The 17,411-nt window shown below is 50.0% G+C and carries 16 protein-coding genes; 2 read left to right on the top strand and 14 right to left on the bottom strand.

Features of this window, described 5'->3' with window-relative positions; genetic code table 11:
• The first annotated feature begins 91 nt into the window (after positions 1-91).
• Entirely contained in the window at positions 92-1,786 is a 1,695-nt protein-coding gene (locus H924_RS00195; RefSeq protein WP_015649954.1) for a PucR family transcriptional regulator, read from the top strand.
• A gap of 112 nt (positions 1,787-1,898) precedes the next feature.
• On the opposite strand, the gene H924_RS00190 is transcribed toward H924_RS00195, so the two are convergent.
• From H924_RS00190 to H924_RS00150, 11 genes are all read right to left on the bottom strand, one after another.
• Complete coding sequence (locus H924_RS00190) at positions 1,899-3,506, bottom strand: NCS1 family nucleobase:cation symporter-1 (RefSeq protein WP_015649953.1); 1,608 nt, start codon at positions 3,504-3,506, stop codon at positions 1,899-1,901.
• Positions 3,507-3,778: 272 nt separating this feature from the next.
• Positions 3,779-5,158, bottom strand: coding sequence for an NAD-dependent dihydropyrimidine dehydrogenase subunit PreA (gene preA, locus H924_RS00185; protein ID WP_015649952.1), 1,380 nt, complete (start codon positions 5,156-5,158; stop codon positions 3,779-3,781).
• Entirely contained in the window at positions 5,151-6,491 is a 1,341-nt protein-coding gene (locus tag H924_RS00180) for an NAD(P)-dependent oxidoreductase (RefSeq protein ID WP_042392344.1), read from the bottom strand. The genes preA and H924_RS00180 overlap by 8 nt, the downstream gene beginning before the upstream one ends.
• Before the next feature lie 201 nt (positions 6,492-6,692).
• On the bottom strand, positions 6,693-7,232 hold the full coding sequence (locus tag H924_RS00175) for a CAP domain-containing protein (protein ID WP_015649950.1): 540 nt from the start codon (positions 7,230-7,232) through the stop codon (positions 6,693-6,695).
• A 22-nt stretch (positions 7,233-7,254) separates the two neighbouring features.
• A complete protein-coding gene (locus tag H924_RS14650; RefSeq protein WP_281167549.1) occupies positions 7,255-7,377 on the bottom strand; it encodes a hypothetical protein in 123 nt (40 codons plus the stop codon).
• 97 nt (positions 7,378-7,474) lie between these two features.
• On the bottom strand, positions 7,475-8,572 hold the full coding sequence (locus H924_RS00170) for an MFS transporter (protein WP_245533932.1): 1,098 nt from the start codon (positions 8,570-8,572) through the stop codon (positions 7,475-7,477).
• The gene (locus tag H924_RS14450; RefSeq protein ID WP_245533878.1) at positions 8,506-8,802 is read right to left on the bottom strand and encodes a hypothetical protein; all 297 of its coding nucleotides are present in this window, start codon (positions 8,800-8,802) and stop codon (positions 8,506-8,508) included. Before H924_RS14450 ends, H924_RS00170 begins: the two co-directional genes overlap by 67 nt.
• Positions 8,803-8,844: 42 nt before the next feature.
• On the bottom strand, positions 8,845-10,134 hold the full coding sequence (locus H924_RS00165) for a M20 family metallo-hydrolase (RefSeq protein ID WP_015649949.1): 1,290 nt from the start codon (positions 10,132-10,134) through the stop codon (positions 8,845-8,847).
• Positions 10,135-10,169: 35 nt separating this feature from the next.
• Positions 10,170-11,591 carry a dihydropyrimidinase gene (gene hydA, locus H924_RS00160; protein WP_015649948.1) on the bottom strand — a complete coding sequence of 474 codons (1,422 nt, stop codon included), beginning with the start codon at positions 11,589-11,591 and terminating at the stop codon, positions 10,170-10,172.
• An 861-nt stretch (positions 11,592-12,452) separates the two neighbouring features.
• Positions 12,453-13,109, bottom strand: a complete 657-nt coding sequence (locus tag H924_RS00155) for a rhomboid family intramembrane serine protease (RefSeq protein ID WP_015649947.1) — start codon at positions 13,107-13,109, stop codon at positions 12,453-12,455.
• Between the two features lie 132 nt (positions 13,110-13,241).
• The gene (locus H924_RS00150; RefSeq protein WP_015649946.1) at positions 13,242-13,778 is read right to left on the bottom strand and encodes a peptidylprolyl isomerase; all 537 of its coding nucleotides are present in this window, start codon (positions 13,776-13,778) and stop codon (positions 13,242-13,244) included.
• Between the two features lie 74 nt (positions 13,779-13,852).
• Between H924_RS00150 and H924_RS00145 the strand changes: the two genes are divergently transcribed.
• Complete coding sequence (locus H924_RS00145; RefSeq protein WP_015649945.1) at positions 13,853-14,572, top strand: hypothetical protein; 720 nt, start codon at positions 13,853-13,855, stop codon at positions 14,570-14,572.
• 54 nt (positions 14,573-14,626) lie between these two features.
• On the opposite strand, the gene H924_RS00140 is transcribed toward H924_RS00145, so the two are convergent.
• The 3 genes from H924_RS00140 to H924_RS00130 are packed head-to-tail and all read right to left on the bottom strand — an operon-like array spanning position 14,627 to position 17,393.
• On the bottom strand, positions 14,627-15,388 hold the full coding sequence (locus H924_RS00140; RefSeq protein ID WP_015649944.1) for an ATP-binding cassette domain-containing protein: 762 nt from the start codon (positions 15,386-15,388) through the stop codon (positions 14,627-14,629).
• Positions 15,385-16,413, bottom strand: a complete 1,029-nt coding sequence (locus H924_RS00135) for an ABC transporter permease (RefSeq protein WP_015649943.1) — start codon at positions 16,411-16,413, stop codon at positions 15,385-15,387. Before H924_RS00135 ends, H924_RS00140 begins: the two co-directional genes overlap by 4 nt.
• A complete protein-coding gene (locus tag H924_RS00130; RefSeq protein ID WP_029703587.1) occupies positions 16,410-17,393 on the bottom strand; it encodes a substrate-binding domain-containing protein in 984 nt (327 codons plus the stop codon). The genes H924_RS00135 and H924_RS00130 overlap by 4 nt, the downstream gene beginning before the upstream one ends.
• Positions 17,394-17,411 lie beyond the last annotated feature (18 nt).

Below are 17,411 nucleotides of genomic sequence, written 5' to 3'. Positions count from 1 at the left end.
CCGAAGAAATTTTCTATTGGTTGACAGTTATGATTGTCTTTAAAAGGCACCAACTAGCTGATGCCCATCCTTAAAGCCGAAAGTGAAGTCCATGCCTGTCCCAATGAACTCTTCCGCCGTGGGCCGGAGCACAGGGCAACAGCCTAAACTCCATCCCCACGCACGCACGCCTCTTTCTTCAGTTGAACCACCATCAACAATTACCTTAAAAGAGGTCCTTGAGCTCCCCGTTCTCAGACGTGCCCAGGTTGAAGTTCTCTATGGGCATGAGCAATTAGACCACAATGTGCGCTGGGTACATGTTGCCGAATCTCCCCGCGCTGGAAAATTACTGCGTGGCCATGAGCTGCTTTTAACCACTGGTCTTGGGCTTGGTGAGGACGATACCGAGATCAGGATGAATATTGACCAATTTGCCCGCGCAGAAGCCACCGGCCTTTTGGTGGAATTAGGCACTCATTGGAAGCAACTTCCCCCAGCTGTGCAAAAAGAATGTGAAAGACATCGTCTTCCCCTCATTGTTACCCACCGTGAGCTGCGCTTTGTCAGTGTTACTGAAGAAGTTCACACTCGCATTCTCAACGAGCAGTTTGCCCAAACTGCAGCCATGCGCGATATTTCAGAATCTTTTTGGTCCCTGATGTTTAATGGCGCACCCACTGAACAACTTGTTATTCATGCGTCCCGTCTCCTTGGTTGCCCCGTAGTACTAGAAGATCTAGCCCACCGCGTGATCTACTATTCGGAAGGTCATGAACTACCTTCTGAACTTCTTGCAGACTGGGAAAAGAAGTCCAGATTATGGTCTTTGGAAAACCGTCATCAAGGTCTTATTGCTGAACCAATCCGAGTATGTGACCCTACTGATCCCACTATCACCTGGGATTTTATTGATATTCAAGCTCAGGGAAGCCACTGGGGCAGATTGTATTTCCGCGGCACTACTGAAAATCCAGCGCACGGATCTTATATTTTGCGCCATGCAGCTATGGCCTTAGCCATTGAAAGGGTAGCTTCTGCCAATCCAAATTCTTGGAATGAATTAGTGGATCGTGTATCGCTGCAAAGGTTAATGGATAACCGCTTCACCACGGTCGATGGTGAAAGGACGGTACTGGAGGCTACCGGCTTCCCGACCCGGGATAGACAAATCTTAGCGCTGGATATTCGATTCCACGGCAACCGAATTGCAGCTGAAGAAGTCCGCCGCATTTTGGAATCCACTGCGCCCCGTTCCTTTGCCTTAGCTGCAGTTTCCCCAGAATTTCCCGATCGCATTAACTGTGCATGGACGCTAACTGCCGAAAGCAATATTCCGCAGCGTTGCAATCAACTAATGGATAGACTACGTTCCCTCGCACCACGGGTCTCCATTATTATTTCTAGCGATCTAACTGGCCCAGTCGACCTATCATCTGCATTGCACCAGGTCAGGCGTTCAGAATTCTTGGGAAGCGCCGATGGAGTGCATCTTTTTAGAGTTTCCCGTGACCGAATTGATGGACTTATGCATTCGCTTAGCGGTGATGTCCGAGTACAAGCATTTGTGGATTCCACCCTAGAGCCTTTGCTGGTTCACGATTCCCGCCATGGTTCAGATCTCTTGGAAACCTTGGAAACCATTCTGCGCTTCCCTACTTCCAGGTCAGCTGCAGCAGATGCCATGTATCTTTCCCGCACGGCACTTTATTCACGTATTTCCACCATTGAAAGGCTTTTGGGTGTTGATCTCAATGATGGAGATACCCAGTTCACCCTTTCACTAGCGGTGCGTGCACGATCCTAAACTCGGTTGCGTCGAAAAGCGCCGTTTTAAAACCCCTGCCACCTCTGGGTGGCATAAATAAAAACGCCATCTCCCTTAAAGGAGATGGCATTTTGTGATTTCTTAAAAATTTTTAGACCTTGGCAACTACTGGGGCTGCACCAACTACAGGTTCTGAGGTAGCTGGGCCAGCAACATCATGAACTTCAGGGAAAGGAATATCCTTTACGGTTTTGAAGTAACCCATATTTGGAACGTTGAGCAGCAGGTAGACCGCCATGCCGACCACAAAGCTGACAACCCAGTTGTAGTCATATAGTGGCTGCAAGATTGGGATGAAGCCATGCTCGGGGAACGGTCCGGTAGCTACGCCATCAACGATGTCGGAGTAAGCGCCACCCACTGCGGCAATGGCGCCAGCGATAAAGGCGATAACTGCCTTCATATTCCAACCCTTGTTGTAGGTGTATTCACCTTCACGGAGGAAAAGTGCAGGAACATTAAGCTTGGTGCGACGCATCAGCCAATAATCGGCGATCAAGATGCCACCGATAGCGCCGGTGACGCCACCGTAGAAACCAAGCCACACGAAGATATAGGATTCGGGACTAGCCAGCAGCTTCCATGGCAACATGCAGGTTCCGATGACCATTACCAGAATGACGCCGGTGCTGCGTGAGATATAACGCGGGAAGATATTGGTGAAGTCCAGTGCCGGTCCAACCATGTTCGCTGCAACGTTGGTGGAGAAGTTAGCCAGGGTAATAATCAGGGCACCGATGACAACAACTGCCGGGTTACCCAATACTGCAACAAGTGCATCTGGGCTCCAGAGGGTATCGGGAAGCACATCAAAAACATAAGCTGCGATGGAGGTGGTAAGTACAGCAAGCAGGGAGAAAGCCAACATTGAGGTGGGAAGTCCAAAGATCTGGCCACGGATTTGGGATTTCTGATCCTGTGCAAAGCGGGTGAAGTCTGGCATGTTGAGGGAAAGTGCAGCCCAGAAAGCGATATTAGCCATCAGACCAGGAGGGAAAGCACCAAGCCAGAACTCTTTGCCCCAACCAACTTGGGAAGGCTGGCTTACAACTGGGCCGAGGTTTCCACCACTGCGGATGAGCAAATAAACCAGCAGGACAACAATTGCCACGGTGATAATTGGTCCGGAGATCTGCTGGATCTGCTTTACAGCTTCAAAGCCCCTGGCGATGACAATAACCTGCAGAACTGCAGTAACTAGGAAGCAAGCCCAGAGGGTAATGCGCATTTCGCCGATAAATCCGAGGGAAAGAGTGGGAGCTTCAGTCCAGGCGGAGCCGACAACTGCGCCGATGGCGAGGTCGAGTGCAAGAGCGGTAAACCAAGTTTGGATACCTGCCCAACCACAACCGACGGTGGCACGAATCAGCGCAGGGAGGTTAGCACCGCGGGTTCCGAATGCTGCGCGGGAGAAAACCGGGAAGCAAATACCGTGTTTTGCACCGGCGTGACTATTACACACCATGGGGATGAGAATGATCATGTTAGCCACCACGATGGTCATAACTGCTTGGATCCAGTCCATGCCCATGGCAATGAGTGCTGCGGCTAGGGTCCAGGTTGCTGCGTTAATACACATGCCGATCCACAGCGCCATATATGCCCAGCTATTCCAGGTGCGGGCTTTGCGGGGAATTGGTCGGAGATCAGCATTGTATAAAGTGCTGTCATAATAATTGCTCGTCACTGGGGTACTCATGACAGTGGCTCCTTCGGGTGCGGTTCAAAAATGTATAAGGGCTCGAGAGATTCAAGAAGTTCAAGGTTTTTAGATTTTTCCAGTGGTTGTTGTGTACGGGTTTGAACGGGAACAAACGGGATTGTTAAAAACTTGACGTGTCAGGACGTGGCCGGCAAGACCGCAGGCCAGACCGAGAGCAAGACCAACGGCAAGACCGCAGGTAAATCGGGGCGACCCAAACTCCAGGCGCTTATTTGAGCGCTCATGGAGGAAGGGACAGCTTGGCGAGGTTAATGGATTTCAATGCCAACCTCCTCTCGCCATTTCTCCATGACATCCCAGTCATTGGCGATCTCGGGGTTGGCAGCGGTGAGTTGATTCCAAGTCACGGATTCCCGGCCGGAAGGCACACTCACCATGTCAATGCAGTCATCAACTGGGCAGACATTGGCACAAAGAGCACATCCCACACAATCGGATTCTCGGACCTGCGGAGTAGGCCTAATATCCAAGGTGATTTTTCCATTGAGATCAGGATTAAAGCCGGGATTAACCACGGTTCCATTGGGTCCGACCAGGTCAATGCATTGGTGGGCAGTGTCGTGGCAGGCAGTAACACAAAGATTGCAGCCAATACATTTGGAAGGATCAATGCGGGCTACTGATTTGTGGGCAAGGTCTAGATCATTAAAGTCGCCGTGAACGTCAATTGCCTTGCCACGGAAATCTGCAATGGTGTCAAAACCTTTGGAATCCATCCAATTGGAAAGACCATCGCAAAGATCATCGATGATGCGGAAGCCATAGGTCATGGCAGCGGTGCATACCTGCAGGGAGGTAGCACCGAGGAGTAAGAATTCCGCGGCGTCTTTCCAGGTGGAAATTCCGCCCATTCCAGAGATCGGCAAGCCGGATTCTTGGATAGTGGGATCATGCATTAGTTCAGAGAGCATATGCAAGGCGATGGGTTTTACCGCAGGTCCGGCATATCCACCGTGGGTGGAGCGTCCGCCAATTGTGGGGGAAACGGTGAAAGTATCTAGATCAACTTTGGTGATTGAGTTGATGGTGTTGATCAGGGATAATCCCTGAGCGCCGCCACGAACTCCGGCGCGGGCTGAGAGCCGGACATCGGTGACATTGGGAGTAAGTTTTTGGATTACCGGAATGCTGGCGTATTCGGTGACCCAGGCGGTGTTCATTTCGCAGGCTTCGGGCGATTGGCCAACTGCCGATCCCATGCCACGTTCGGACATTCCCTGTGGGCATCCATAGTTCAATTCGATGCCATCGGCGCCGGTATCTTCAATTTGTTTAACGATGGTGCGCCAGGCGTTGGGGTCTGCATCCACCATGGCGGAGACGATGACAGCACGGTCTGGCCAGCGCTTTTTCACCTCGGCGATCTCTTTAAGGTTGATTCTTAAAGGGCGATCGGAAATTAGTTCCACATTGTTAATCGCCATCATGCGGTGGCCATCTTTAGTAAAAGAGCCATAGCGGTTGGAAATATTTTGTACCGGTGGCCCGATGGTTTTCCATACTGCGCCGCCCCAACCAGCTTCAAAAGCTTTATCTACTTGGTAACCGGAGTTGGTGGGTGGCGCGGAGGCGAGCCAAAAAGGGTTGGGGCTTTTAATTCCGTGGAAGTTAGTGCTCAAATCAGCCATTGTGCTGCTCCTTTTCCAAGAAGGCAGTGATGGATCGCGCTGCGATTTTTCCATCTTGAACTGCCATGACGGTGGAGGCGTCGCCCGTTCTGCGGATGGCATCACCGCCGGCAAAAACGTTGTCCAACTCGGCTGCCGCGAGCGCTAGGTCCTTTGCAACATCCAAGTATCCGGAGTTAAGTGGCAGCTCAAAGCCAGTTTCTGAGTCGAATTTTTCTTGACCAATCGCTGCGATCACAGTGTCGCAGGCCAGGACAAGGTCTGCTTCCCCGGAGGGAATTGCTTGTCGACGCCCCTGCGCATCAGCGGGTCCCAGTGTCATCCGGGTACAACGTAGTCCGGTGACATTGCCATCTGTTGTTAATACTTCTGCCGGATTGGCTAAGAACACAAAGTTTATGCCCGCTTTTACTGCAAAAAGGTATTCATCTTCAAATGCAGTCATCTCGGCAGCGGTTCGTCGATAAGCAATGGTAGCCTGCGCACCCTGGGTGCGCGCCGTGGTTGCGGCGTCAATTGCCGTGTTACCTGCGCCAATAACAACCACGTTGCGAGGCTCGGGCGCCTGTGGCGCATTGGTTTTAACCTCAGAAATATAGTGCAGCCCATCCAAAATATATTCCGAACCGGGGATGTCCAGCGCGGGCACCGCGCCCAGTCCGAGGCCCAGGAATACGGCATCATAGTGCTTTGCGACGTCGTGTAGTTGCTCTGCATTTTTTAGAGAGGTGTTTGTTTCAATCTGAACACCCAGCTCACGCACCATATCCACTTCCCTTTGCGCAACCTCAACGGGTTCGCGCAAAGTGATAATGCCATAGGTGGACAAGCCGCCGGCAAGCTCGCGACGCTCCCAAATGGTAACCGCGTGACCGGCTTTGGCCAGCTCTGCTGCAGCAGACAAACCTGCCGGACCTGAACCAACCACAAGTACTTTCTTGCCGGTTGGAGTTCCTGCAGTAAATGGCTTAATCCCCTGTTCAACAAGGTGATCGGTGGCAAACCTTTGGAGGCGCCCAATTTCAATCGGCTTTTCCGCCATCTTGTTCATCACACAAGCGCCCTGGCAGAGTTCCGCAACCGGACAAACTCGGGCACAGGTGGCACCCAGAAAATTTTCTTCCAAAATGGTGGTGGCAGCGCCGGTGGTATTTTCCGTGGAAACCTTTCGAATGAATTCCGGAATATCAATATGTGTGGGACAGGCCTGCACACAAGCGGCATCTGCACAGTACAAACAGCGGTTTGCTTCCGCGACGGCTTCAGCAGCTGCCATCGGTGGATGTACTTCCCCGCCGCTTAAGAATTTTGGTGTCGGAAGAAATGTGGTCATGGTTTACTCCTCCCTGTAATTGGGATGTGGGTATTTGAGGTGTTCCTCAATGAGGTGAAGACCCTTTTAGTAAACCAATAGAACGACAGGTATTAAAGCCTCAATCTGTGCCGTCAATGACAATCTTTTGAACACAGTGCCCATGACAAAACAAGAAGCCTTCCCCATTTTCATGAGAAAGGCTTCTTGTTTTATAAATTTTTAGAAGTAAAACTGAGTGGTCGACCAAGTTTGACCCTTGGAATCAATGACGATTCCGGCGCCAATTACGCTATAGTCCGGGTTGAGCAGATTTGCATTATGACCTGGGGAATCAATCCACATTTGGACAATCTCCTGAGGGGTCATATTGTAGCTTCCCCAACCACAGTTTTCGCCAAGGTTAAGACCGGAGTGATACAAGCGTCCATCGCTTGCCATACGCTGTGACCACTGCTTCGCAGAAGCAGAAAGCTCGGCACTAACGGCAAGTGGAGCAAGACCATTGTTTGCGCGGTGCTGGTTAACCAAATTGATGATCTCAGCTTCTTGAGCATTTAAATCAGCTGCGCGAGAAGCAGAGTAATCAGCAGTACCACGAGAAGAGCTGAGCATTCCTGAGACATCATAGGCTGCAGCATCAGGCGCTGTTAAGGTGAAAATCCCAAGTGAAAGACTGGCCGCCACAGATAGGGAGACCAGGCGTTTAGCCTGAAAAATGCCGCTTTTTATTTCCTTCTTCCCCAAAAATTGGTAAAGCATTTTCTTAACAAGCCCTTATCCCTTATAAGGCGTTTCTAATATAAAACACAGGTGTTACCAGTGCCAAATTTTCTTGAATAAATCCTTGCCGCTCAGCGCGTTTTGAGGTAAAAATCACTTTCTTCAGGGTGGAGGTTTTGCTCACTAAAGCAATTTTTAGTGAGCAAACCCGGCATTTTTAGACATACAAAAAAGCCGTACTGCGCAATGCAGTACGGCTGGGGTGAGAAAGAAAATTTAGTTTATGACACTACTTCCCTAGTTTCAGGAACCTTGGTCAGCCAAATTGTCAGCAAGACAACGATTGCAAGCGCCAAGATATAAAAAGACGGCGCATATCCAACACCGGATTTCTCCACCATAAGCGTGCCAATAAAGGGAGCAGTGCCTCCGAAAATTGCATAGCCAACGTTATAAGCAAAGGCAGCGGAAGTCATTCGGGTGCGAGTATCAAAAACCTCAATGAAGAAGGCATAACAACCGCCACCATAACTGGTAATTGCCAATACGAAGATGATCTGACCAAGCAGTGCCAGCCACACATTTCCGCTGGATACCAACATAAATGCCGGAATGATTGTCACTGCAACCGCGATACTTCCGCTAATAAGCATCTTGCGGCGTCCGACCTTGTCGCCAAGGAGACCCCACAAAGGCAAAGCAACGGTATATAAAGTCATGGCACCAGCGTTAATAGCCAAAGTTTGAATTCCACTGAGGTTACCTGCAGTTTGCACATAGGGAATGAAATATCCCGACAGGAAATAGAATCCCATGGCAGTAAATCCCATGATGATAATGACCTGGAAGATTTTCTCTCCATTTAATTGGAAGGATTCGCGCAGTGGACTTCCGATATCCTTTTGCTCAGCAGCTTCCACCATCTGCATATAAGCAGGTGATTCCTCAGTCCGACGGCGAATCCACAATCCTAAAACGGACAATGGAATTGCCACCAGGAATGGAATCCTCCAACCCCATTGCATAAAGGTTTCTTCACCAAGCCAGGATTGCAGCGACAACACCAACAAAGAGGCAAAAACTGCTGGTAAGGCCGTAGCCGCAATAGTGATCGTGATAAAAAATCCGCGACGATCCCGTGGTGCATGTTCAAAGGCAAAAGCTGGAGAACCTACCGATTCTCCACCGGCGGAAAACCCCTGGAGCAAACGACAAAAAATTAGACCAACAGTTGCCGCGAATCCCCAGGTAGCTGTTGTGGGCAGGAATCCAATCAATCCTGTGGCAAAACCAATAAGCAAAATGGAGGCACTTAGCACCACTTTCCTTCCATAACGATCACCGAGCGAGCCGAAAAATAGCCCGCCAACTGGTCGAATAAAAACGACACTCCATAGGTGGCAAAAAGCATAAGCAGGCCGGCGGTGGCAGAACTTGCCGGGAAGAAGTGATGCGCAAGTGCTACGGAGACAATGCCATAAAGTGCAAAATCGTAAAACTCAATAAACTGTCCAACTCCGGCGCCCAAAAGTGCTCGTTTTTGCATCTTTGTTAAAGGTGGACGCGGTGTTTGCTTCAACGGTGGTGCGGAAAGAACTGTTGTGGTCATGCGATACCCAATCCAAAGCTGATGTTGTTAGTGCATAAGCACTTATTTCATGGCGTCTAGAGCGCTATCTACCTTTGCTTCATCGGCATCTAATGAGCCACCAACCAGCTGAAATGCGATTTCTTTAAGTACTTTAAGTCCTGCAACCAAGTCTTCATCGCGGGAGAATTCCCTTTCGCAGTGGGAAACTCCATCAACTGATGGCACAAAAACCATCACTGTTGGCACAATGCGATTTAGTGGAACTGAATCATGCCCAGCCATCGTCTCGATGCGCATACAACTGCGACCTGCTTCAGCAGCAGCTTTTTCGGTGAGTTCAATTCCATCGAGGGGATAATACTGATGATCACGAATATCAAAGTCTTGAGCCAAGACAGTTAAGCCGCGACGCTTTTCCAAATCTTTAAATTGGCTTAATAAGGTGGCGCGCGCTTCTTCTACTTGGCTGCGCAGGTGAGCACGAAGATCAATAACCATATCCACCTGGCGTGGCACCACAATTGGAGAGTTAGGTTCCACCGTTAATTGCCCTACTGAGGTGACAATTTCTTCGCCAGGGAATCCTTCCACCACGGCTTCTGTCATGAGGACAATTTCTGCAGCTGCAGTGAGTGCATCATGACGATCAGCCATATAAGTTGCACCGGTATGGGATTGTTCACCATTGACGGTGACCAGCAATTTTTGGGTGTACCACGACTGAGTTACCGCACCGATTTCAATTTCATGACGTTCAAGCAAACGGCCTTGTTCAATATGGATTTCGGCATATGCCACTGGAATTGGAGCTTTATCTGTGCCCAAATACCCAATTTCTTCCAAAGCGTCTCGAACCTTGATGCCTTTGGCATCCTTGGTATCGAGGATTTTCTTTTCATCCATGAACCCGGCATAAACCGAGGAACCCATAATCGAGGGCTGGAACCTAGCACCTTCCTCATTAAACCAATCAACAACACAAATATTGTGTTTTGGTTCGACTTTTCCAGCTAGTACTTCTTCATTAAGTTGCTGAGCTGCATGTAAGGCAGCAATGACGCCATAACATCCATCAAAACGGCCACCCAAAGGTTGGGAATCCAGGTGGGATCCCAACAGCGCATAATCTGCCTCAGGGTTCCAGGTATAAAGCGCAAAAACGTTTCCTACTGAATCAACACGTACCTCCATTCCGGCGGCTTGTGCCTTTTTAGTGAACCAATCTCTGATTTCACCATGTTCACGGGTGCCTGCTTGGCGATCCACTCCATTCGCCGGTGTTGCTCCAAATTGATAGGTGTCGTGAAAATCCTCGAGGAAGAGCTGTTCTGGGGTAAGCGAGATAGTCATGATGTAGTGCCTCTTTTCTCAATAGGATGTGGTTTTTAGACGAGGTATTGGCAAGCCTCGCGCTTGATGTACTTTCCGTGTCCTTTGCTGCCCAGGTAAGTATCGTTATCCACCACAACGCGGCCACGGGACATCACAGTGTCAACATGTCCCGAGATTTCAAATCCCTCCCAGGCGGAGTGATCCATATTCATATGGTGGGTTTTGTCTACACCAATAGAGGTGTGACCAGCAGGGTTATAAAGCACAATGTCAGCGTCAGCACCGGGTGCAATCACACCTTTTTGTCCGTACATGCCGAACATACGAGCCGGAGTGGTTGAGGTGATTTCGACCCAACGTTCCAAGGAGATTTGTCCATCAACAACACCCTGGTACATCAAGTCCATGCGGTGTTCCACAGATCCAATGCCATTGGGAATTTTGGAGAAATCTCCAATACCCATTTCTTTTTGTCCCTTAAAACAAAATGGGCAGTGATCGGTGGCAACCATTTGAATATCGTTGGTGCGCAAGGCCTGCCACATATGTTCCTGGTGATGTTCATGCTTTGAACGTAAAGGTGTAGAACAGACCCACTTTGCACCTTCAAAACCTTCTGCCCCCAATTGATCCTCCATTGATAAATAGAGGTACTGCGGGCAGGTTTCACCAAAGACATTTTGCCCATTGTCCCTGGCAGCTGCTAGTTGGGCGACTGCTTGTTTGGCCGAAACATGCACTACATAAAGCGGCGCATTTGTAAGGTTCGCCAGCATAATGGCGCGGTGGGTAGCTTCTTCTTCCATCTGCCAAGCGCGTGCCACACCGTGATAATAAGGATCCGTTTTTCCTTGGGCGAGCAGTTCCTCCACCATCGCGTCGATAGCCGGCCCGTTTTCTGCATGGATCATGGAAAGCAAACCGGTATCGGCAGATTTCCGCATCGCCTTGTAGATCTGGGCGTCATCACTATAAAAAACGCCTGGATAAGCCATAAAAAGTTTAAAGCTAGAAACACCTTCATCCATGAGGTGGTCCATGGCATCCAAGGAGTCTCGGTTTACTTCACCGATAATTTGATGAAAGCCATAATCAATGGCACATTCTCCACGAGCTTTGTCATGCCAGGCTTCCAGACCATCAAAGACTCTTTCCCCGTGCTTTTGGATAGCGAAGTCCACAATCGTGGTAGTTCCGCCCCAGGCTGCTGCGCGGGTACCAGTTTCAAAAGTATCGGAGGCTTCTGTGCCGCCAAAGGGCATTTGCATATGGGTATGGGCATCAATTCCGCCTGGTACCACGTATTTTCCCGTGGCGTCGACGAGATTATCTACATTTTCTTTAAGATTTTCCCCCAAGAGCACTGACCCTGGAGCTAATAGCGCCACGATCTTTTCATCTTCTACCAGAACATCCGCTGCTCCCCGACCAGTTGAGCTAACCACTGTGCCACCATGAATAAGTGTTGTTGGCATTATGCGTACCTCCTTTATGTTTTCCCACCTGAGCATTTCGAATGATCTATAGAAATTAAATCCCGGATTAGATGGGTAAACAATGCTAAAAGTGTCCGGCTTATGGGAAATGGGTACACAAAGTGTCAACCTCCCCAATTCACCTCTCGTTCACCTCCAAATTGCAATAGAAGCCGAAGCTAAACCACTTAGCGGATTATTAGTTATTTAAATCCATTACCCCCGAACCGTACGAAAATGTTTTCGATTCCGCAGTTTAAGGAACTGGAGGCGCCTTACCCTAGTTATCCACAGACATTCATAGTTCCCCACATTCTCCTGTGGATAAGTTTCTACCCATCCTTGACTTGAGAGTTATCCACAATCTGTGGATAAAAATGTGAATGGCTTGTTTTCTGCATTATTTTTCCACTATCCCCATCCATTCCACAGGCTGTGGATAACTCTGTGAACAGTTTCCACTTATCCCTCCGATGTTCGAATAAGGATTGTGAGGAAGCCAAAATTCCAGATTGAGTTCATGTTCGAATTTTACGACCACCTCAAAGGTCTTTAAATTACAAGAATGTGACTATCCACAGTGTGGATAACTCTTGTGGATAAATCTGGGGAATTAAAGTTATCCACAATTATTTCCAGTATTGTGCACAAGGTTGTTAGATTAAAGAGTTATTCTTGTGTATAAATGCATAATTATTCACTGCACACATTGTGGACAACCTTTTTCAAACCTGAGATTGCCTTAAATTACATTTTTGTAATTTAAAAGGGTACCTATTCAACAATAGGTACAAAAAATGCCCCCGCTTTGCTGTTTGTTAAGAGCAAAGAAAGGGCGATTTTTCTTTAAGTTAATCAGCTTTATGGATATGGAATTCCCCAAAAGAGCACAATGACAACTGCAATCAAGGCACAAATTGTAATCTTCCACTGTGCGCGTCGTGTAGTGGCCTTCATTAATGGCCATGCCAACAGTGCGCCGGTAATTAATCCACCAAGATGACCCCATAAAGAGACGTTGGTAGCCAAAAAGGTATATCCCAAATTGACCGCAATCAACACCATGGGCGCGCGTAGATCAGCACCACGACGTGCAAAAAGGCCCACCAAAATGGCCATCATGGCATAAATTGCGCCAGATGCTCCAGCTGTTGGAGAAAGCGGATCCATCCACACCACCGCCGCTGAAGCTCCAATGCCACCAATTAAATAGATGAGCATAAAGAGTGCAGCACCAAAGTACTTTTCTAGTTCTCTACCCAACAGCCACAGCAGCATTAAGTTCAGCAACATATGTCCGGGGCCAATATGCAAGAAGATGGCTCCCACTGCTCTTAATGGTCCAAAACCATGTGTCATGGCGGGAGCATAGAGAATCCACGAATCGCCCAGAGAACTGAAACTCAAATTATTGGCTAAGGATCGTGATTGAAAAGCTGTAATAAGATAAACCGCCACGATAGCCAAGGAAATAGTATTGGTAGCCGGGGCTTGGCGGAAGATGCGTTCAAGGTTCATAGGCAAGGGTCGTCTCCACATGGTGGTTTGTCAGCCGCCCAAAACTGAGCAGATAGTGCCCTTTATATTAGGTCGCGACATAAAAAATCAGGCCGTGCCAACATGTGGCAGGCCTGAAAGATTTAACAGGAATTATTCGACGATCTCGATGGACTCGATAATAACTGGCTCGGTTGGGCGATCGGAGTAATCGGTCGCGGTGGTTGCAATAGCATCCACAACCTTCTGGGACTCAGCATCGGTAACTTCACCAAAGATGGTGTGAGCGTTGTTGAGGTGAGGGGTTGGGGTCACAGTGATGAAGAACTGAGAGCCGTTGGTGCCAGGGCCGGCATTTGCCATAGCCAGCAGGTATGCGCGGTCAAAGCGCAGCTCTGGGTGGAATTCATCGCCGAACATGTAGCCAGGGCCGCCACGGCCGGTGCCGGTTGGATCTCCACCCTGGATCATGAAGCCATCGATAACGCGGTGGAAAACAGCGCCATCGTAGAATGGGCCTTCATTGCCACCCTTAGCGTTCTCGGAGCGGTACTCCTTGGTGCCCTGAGCAAGACCAACAAAGTTGGCTACGGTCTCAGGGGCGTGGTTGCCGAAAAGCTCGATTGAAATATCTCCGCGATTTGTATGCATGATCGCGGTTGCGGTCTTTAAAGTCATAGTCACCATCATAACGCCAACCACATGTCCCGTGGTTTCACTAGTGTGGAGTTTAAGAAAATCTACCGATCTAAGGAGAGTAGAACATGAGTGCTTTTGCCAATCTAAATCTTGCTTTGGCTGCAGGTCGCAAGGCTTATGATGCCTACAGCGACTACCGTGACCGTAAGGTTTCTGAAACCTATGAAGCTTTGTCCAGTGCCGCTGAAACCTATGCTCCAAAGGCAGATCAGGCTGTCGAATCTGCCAAGGATATCTATTCTGAGTCCCGCGATAAGGCCGGAAATGTCACCAAGGCTGCCCGCGTTCGCCTCGAAAAGGCGCTGGAGGAGGCACAAAAGCAAAGTGCTGCCAGCTTGAAGGATGCTCGTAAGTCCGGCAAGAAGCTCAGCAAGAAGGCGGCAAAGGTGCAGGATAAGGCAGTAAAGAAGGTCAAGGGCGAACCAGAAACTCACTGGGTTCGTAACCTTTCCCTGGCTGCATTGGCTACCTCCGGTGTGGCAGCAATTGCCTATGCCGTGATCAACAAGAAAAAGAAGGATGCCCCAGGCACCCAGCCTCCACGTGTTGAGGTACAGCTCAAGAAGGCCGCTGAGCAGCCAGAAATTGTAGAGGAAGAGCCAAAGTTGGTGTACTCCACCCAGACTCCGGTAAACGAAGAGGCTGAGCCAGTGGAAGAAGCTGTAGTAGACAGCGAAGTCCCCCTCGAAGCTGAAACTGAAGCTGAAATCGAGGAGGACCTTGCGGAGGAACTCACTGAGGCTGAAGAAATTCAGGCTGAGTTCGATAAAAAGGGCGACAAGTAGCACGCCCCTGCCGGGGGCGCCAGGCGGTGCGGGGCGGCGTCGAAAAGCGGGTTTTTAACGCTGTAATTCATGGCTGAGGGAGTCAAGCTCCCCGCCACCCGACATCTGCACGGTCAGTTCCTCGAGGGTGACCCCCGCGCGGGGCACGTCGAGGATCTGCTTGCCGAGGTTGAGCAAAATGAAATGATCGCCCACCAAATAGGCGTGGTGGGGATTGTGGGTAATAAAAATGACACCAATCCCCCTATCGCGGGCGGCGGCAATAAAACGCAACACCATGCCGGATTGTTTCACGCCGAGTGCTGCGGTTGGCTCATCCAAAATCAGCACGCGCGCGCCGAAATAAATGGCGCGCGCAATGGCCACCACCTGGCGTTGACCGCCGGAAAGGGAGGCCACCGGAACCTCCACATCGCGCAGCTCAATGCCCATTTCACGCAATTGCTGCTCGGTGATCTGGCGCATCTCGTCCTTTTTGAGGACTCCGAAAGCGCCGGTAAGTTCCTGGCCGAGGAAGAAATTGCGCCACACACTCATCTGCCCCACCACTGCCAAATCTTGGTAGACGGTGGCAATTCCGGCATCAAGAGCATCACGCGGGGAATTAAATTGATGCTCCTCCCCCTCTAATAAAATCTGGCCTGAGCTGGCATTATGCAGTCCGGCCAAAATCTTAATGAGGGTTGATTTGCCGGCGCCATTATCGCCCAGCACGCAGGTGACTTCCCCGGCGCGCACGCTCAGGTTGATATTGGAAAGTGCCTGGAAGCTGCCATATTTTTTGGAAATTTCACGTAATTCAATCAAGGCGGTCATGAGCGCTCCTTATTGAAATTTTCAAAACGATGGTTCAAAAGCACGGCGAGCAAAAGCGTTGCACCGAGGAAGAATTTGAACCAATCAGGGTTCCAACCTGCATAAACAATGCCTTGGTTGGTCATGCCGAAAATCAGCGCGCCAATCATGGTGCCAATGACCGTGCCACGGCCGCCGGTCATGGAAATTCCACCGATAACTGCTGCAATGATGTAGAGAAATTCATTGCCCACACCTTGGCCAGCTTGGATGGAATCAAACATAAAGAGGTTATGCATGCCCACAAACCAGGCAGCAAAACCCACAAACATAAAGAGCGAAATTTTCACTCGACGCACTGGCACACCCACGGCGCGAGCTGCATCTTCATCGCCACCAACGGCGAAAATCCAGTTGCCAAAGCGGGTTTTAAAGAGCACAAAGGTACCGAGCGCGACAAAGAGCAACCACCAAAACACAGTGATTCGGACATTTACCCCAAAAATAGGGATTGAGCTGGCAAAAACCGCGCGTGCAGAGGGGAAACCCTCCATATCAGCGATGGTGGGTGTGGCCACCGTACCGGAAATAAGCTTGGTCAGCGCCAGGTTAATACCCTGCAGCATGAGGAAAGAAGCCAGGGTAATCAGGAAGGACGCGATCTTGGTGCGCACCACCAGATAACCATTAAAAAAGCCGATGGCCAGGGAAATCACCAATGCGATCAGCGCGCCGACCCACGTATTTAGCCACAGATTATAACTAAACATCGAGGCCGCCAGCGCCGCCGTAATCACGGCCACGCCGGTTGATAGATCAAACTCATCAGCGATCATCAGCAGCCCCACGGCCACCGCCATAATGCCAATTGTCGAGCTGGCGTACAGCACCGTCGCCATCGCATCCCAGGACCTAAACGCCGGCGCCACCGCCATAAAAAGAATAAAAACAATAATTGCGCCAACCAGGCTGGTCAGTTCGGGGCGCTTCAGGGCGCGTTCAAGAACGCTTGTCGACGCACCCCTGCTTTTGGTATTTATGCTCATCGCAGACCTTCCTTGACGGCTTCTGCAATAACCTCAACATTGCTGGAATCCACAAAGCTTGGTCCGGTATAAACCGGGCGTCCGCCTCCTACGGTTGTGCCATTGCGGTGGGCTAACCACAGGGAATCCACTGCCATATAGCCTTGCAAATAAGGCTGCTGATCAATGGCAAATTGGATCTTGCCAGTGCGGATTGCATCCATAAGCTGGGCATTGGTATCAAAGGTGGCGATCTTGGCCGCAGAATTTGCCGAGGCTGCAGCATCAGCAATGGTCATAGACACAGCTGCATTTAGCCCCATCACCCAATCAATATTGGGATCCTGCGCCAATTTTGCCTGCAGAGTGGAGTTCACCGAGGTCAGATCCATGCCATTGACATAAAGGTTTTCCACCTTTTTGCCGAGGCCCTGGGCCACACCAGCGCAGCGTGCTTCCTGTGAAGAATTGCCTTGTTCATGAATTACACAAAGCACATCCTGTGCACCTTCTGCAGCCAAGCGCTCACCAGCTTTGGTGCCAGCGACAGTTTCATCCTGGCCAAAAAATCCAGACATTCCATAGTTTTGGTAGTCCGTCATTCCAGCATTAAGTCCCACCACTGGAATACCTGCATCAACAGCTTTTTGCGCAGCAGGTCCGAGTGCCTGGGAATTAGACATGGTCATGGCGATGCCATCTACACCAGAATCAATGGCATTTTGAATAAGGTTGGCTTGTTCAGGAACCTCGGGGTTGGAGGAATAACGCAGCTCAATATTGTCTTTTTGCGCAGCGTCTTCAGCACCTTGGCGGACCAAATCCCAAAAAGTATCACCAGGAGCGCCGTGGCTTACCATTGCCACGACAAGACGGGGCGTATCGACGGTTCCCCCGCCTCCTTCTCCTTGGGTATCCCTGGGGGCCCCACCGGTTGCCGAACAACCTGTTAAGAGGAGTGTTGCGCTAACTAATAACGCAGCGATTTTTGGAAGCTTCATTTGCTTAAGTCAACGCAG

Source organism: Corynebacterium callunae DSM 20147, assembly GCF_000344785.1.
Classification (GTDB): Bacteria; Actinomycetota; Actinomycetes; order Mycobacteriales; family Mycobacteriaceae; genus Corynebacterium; species Corynebacterium callunae.
This window is presented reverse-complemented; position numbering and strand designations above follow the sequence as displayed.

Bases quoted from the DNA above. Each gene is read 5' to 3' on its own strand.
- H924_RS00195 (WP_015649954.1), top strand. From the start codon at position 92: ATGCCTGTCCCAATGAACTCTTCCGCCGTGGGCCGGAGCACAGGGCAA.
- H924_RS00190 (WP_015649953.1), bottom strand. From the start codon at position 3,506: ATGAGTACCCCAGTGACGAGCAATTATTATGACAGCACTTTATACAAT.
- preA (WP_015649952.1), bottom strand. From the start codon at position 5,158: ATGGCTGATTTGAGCACTAACTTCCACGGAATTAAAAGCCCCAACCCT.
- H924_RS00180 (WP_042392344.1), bottom strand. From the start codon at position 6,491: ATGACCACATTTCTTCCGACACCAAAATTCTTAAGCGGCGGGGAAGTA.
- H924_RS00175 (WP_015649950.1), bottom strand. From the start codon at position 7,232: ATGCTTTACCAATTTTTGGGGAAGAAGGAAATAAAAAGCGGCATTTTT.
- H924_RS14450 (WP_245533878.1), bottom strand. From the start codon at position 8,802: ATGACCACAACAGTTCTTTCCGCACCACCGTTGAAGCAAACACCGCGT.
- H924_RS00165 (WP_015649949.1), bottom strand. From the start codon at position 10,134: ATGACTATCTCGCTTACCCCAGAACAGCTCTTCCTCGAGGATTTTCAC.
- hydA (WP_015649948.1), bottom strand. From the start codon at position 11,591: ATGCCAACAACACTTATTCATGGTGGCACAGTGGTTAGCTCAACTGGT.
- H924_RS00155 (WP_015649947.1), bottom strand. From the start codon at position 13,109: ATGAACCTTGAACGCATCTTCCGCCAAGCCCCGGCTACCAATACTATT.
- H924_RS00150 (WP_015649946.1), bottom strand. From the start codon at position 13,778: ATGATGGTGACTATGACTTTAAAGACCGCAACCGCGATCATGCATACA.
- H924_RS00145 (WP_015649945.1), top strand. From the start codon at position 13,853: ATGAGTGCTTTTGCCAATCTAAATCTTGCTTTGGCTGCAGGTCGCAAG.
- H924_RS00140 (WP_015649944.1), bottom strand. From the start codon at position 15,388: ATGACCGCCTTGATTGAATTACGTGAAATTTCCAAAAAATATGGCAGC.
- H924_RS00135 (WP_015649943.1), bottom strand. From the start codon at position 16,413: ATGAGCATAAATACCAAAAGCAGGGGTGCGTCGACAAGCGTTCTTGAA.
- H924_RS00130 (WP_029703587.1), bottom strand. From the start codon at position 17,393: ATGAAGCTTCCAAAAATCGCTGCGTTATTAGTTAGCGCAACACTCCTC.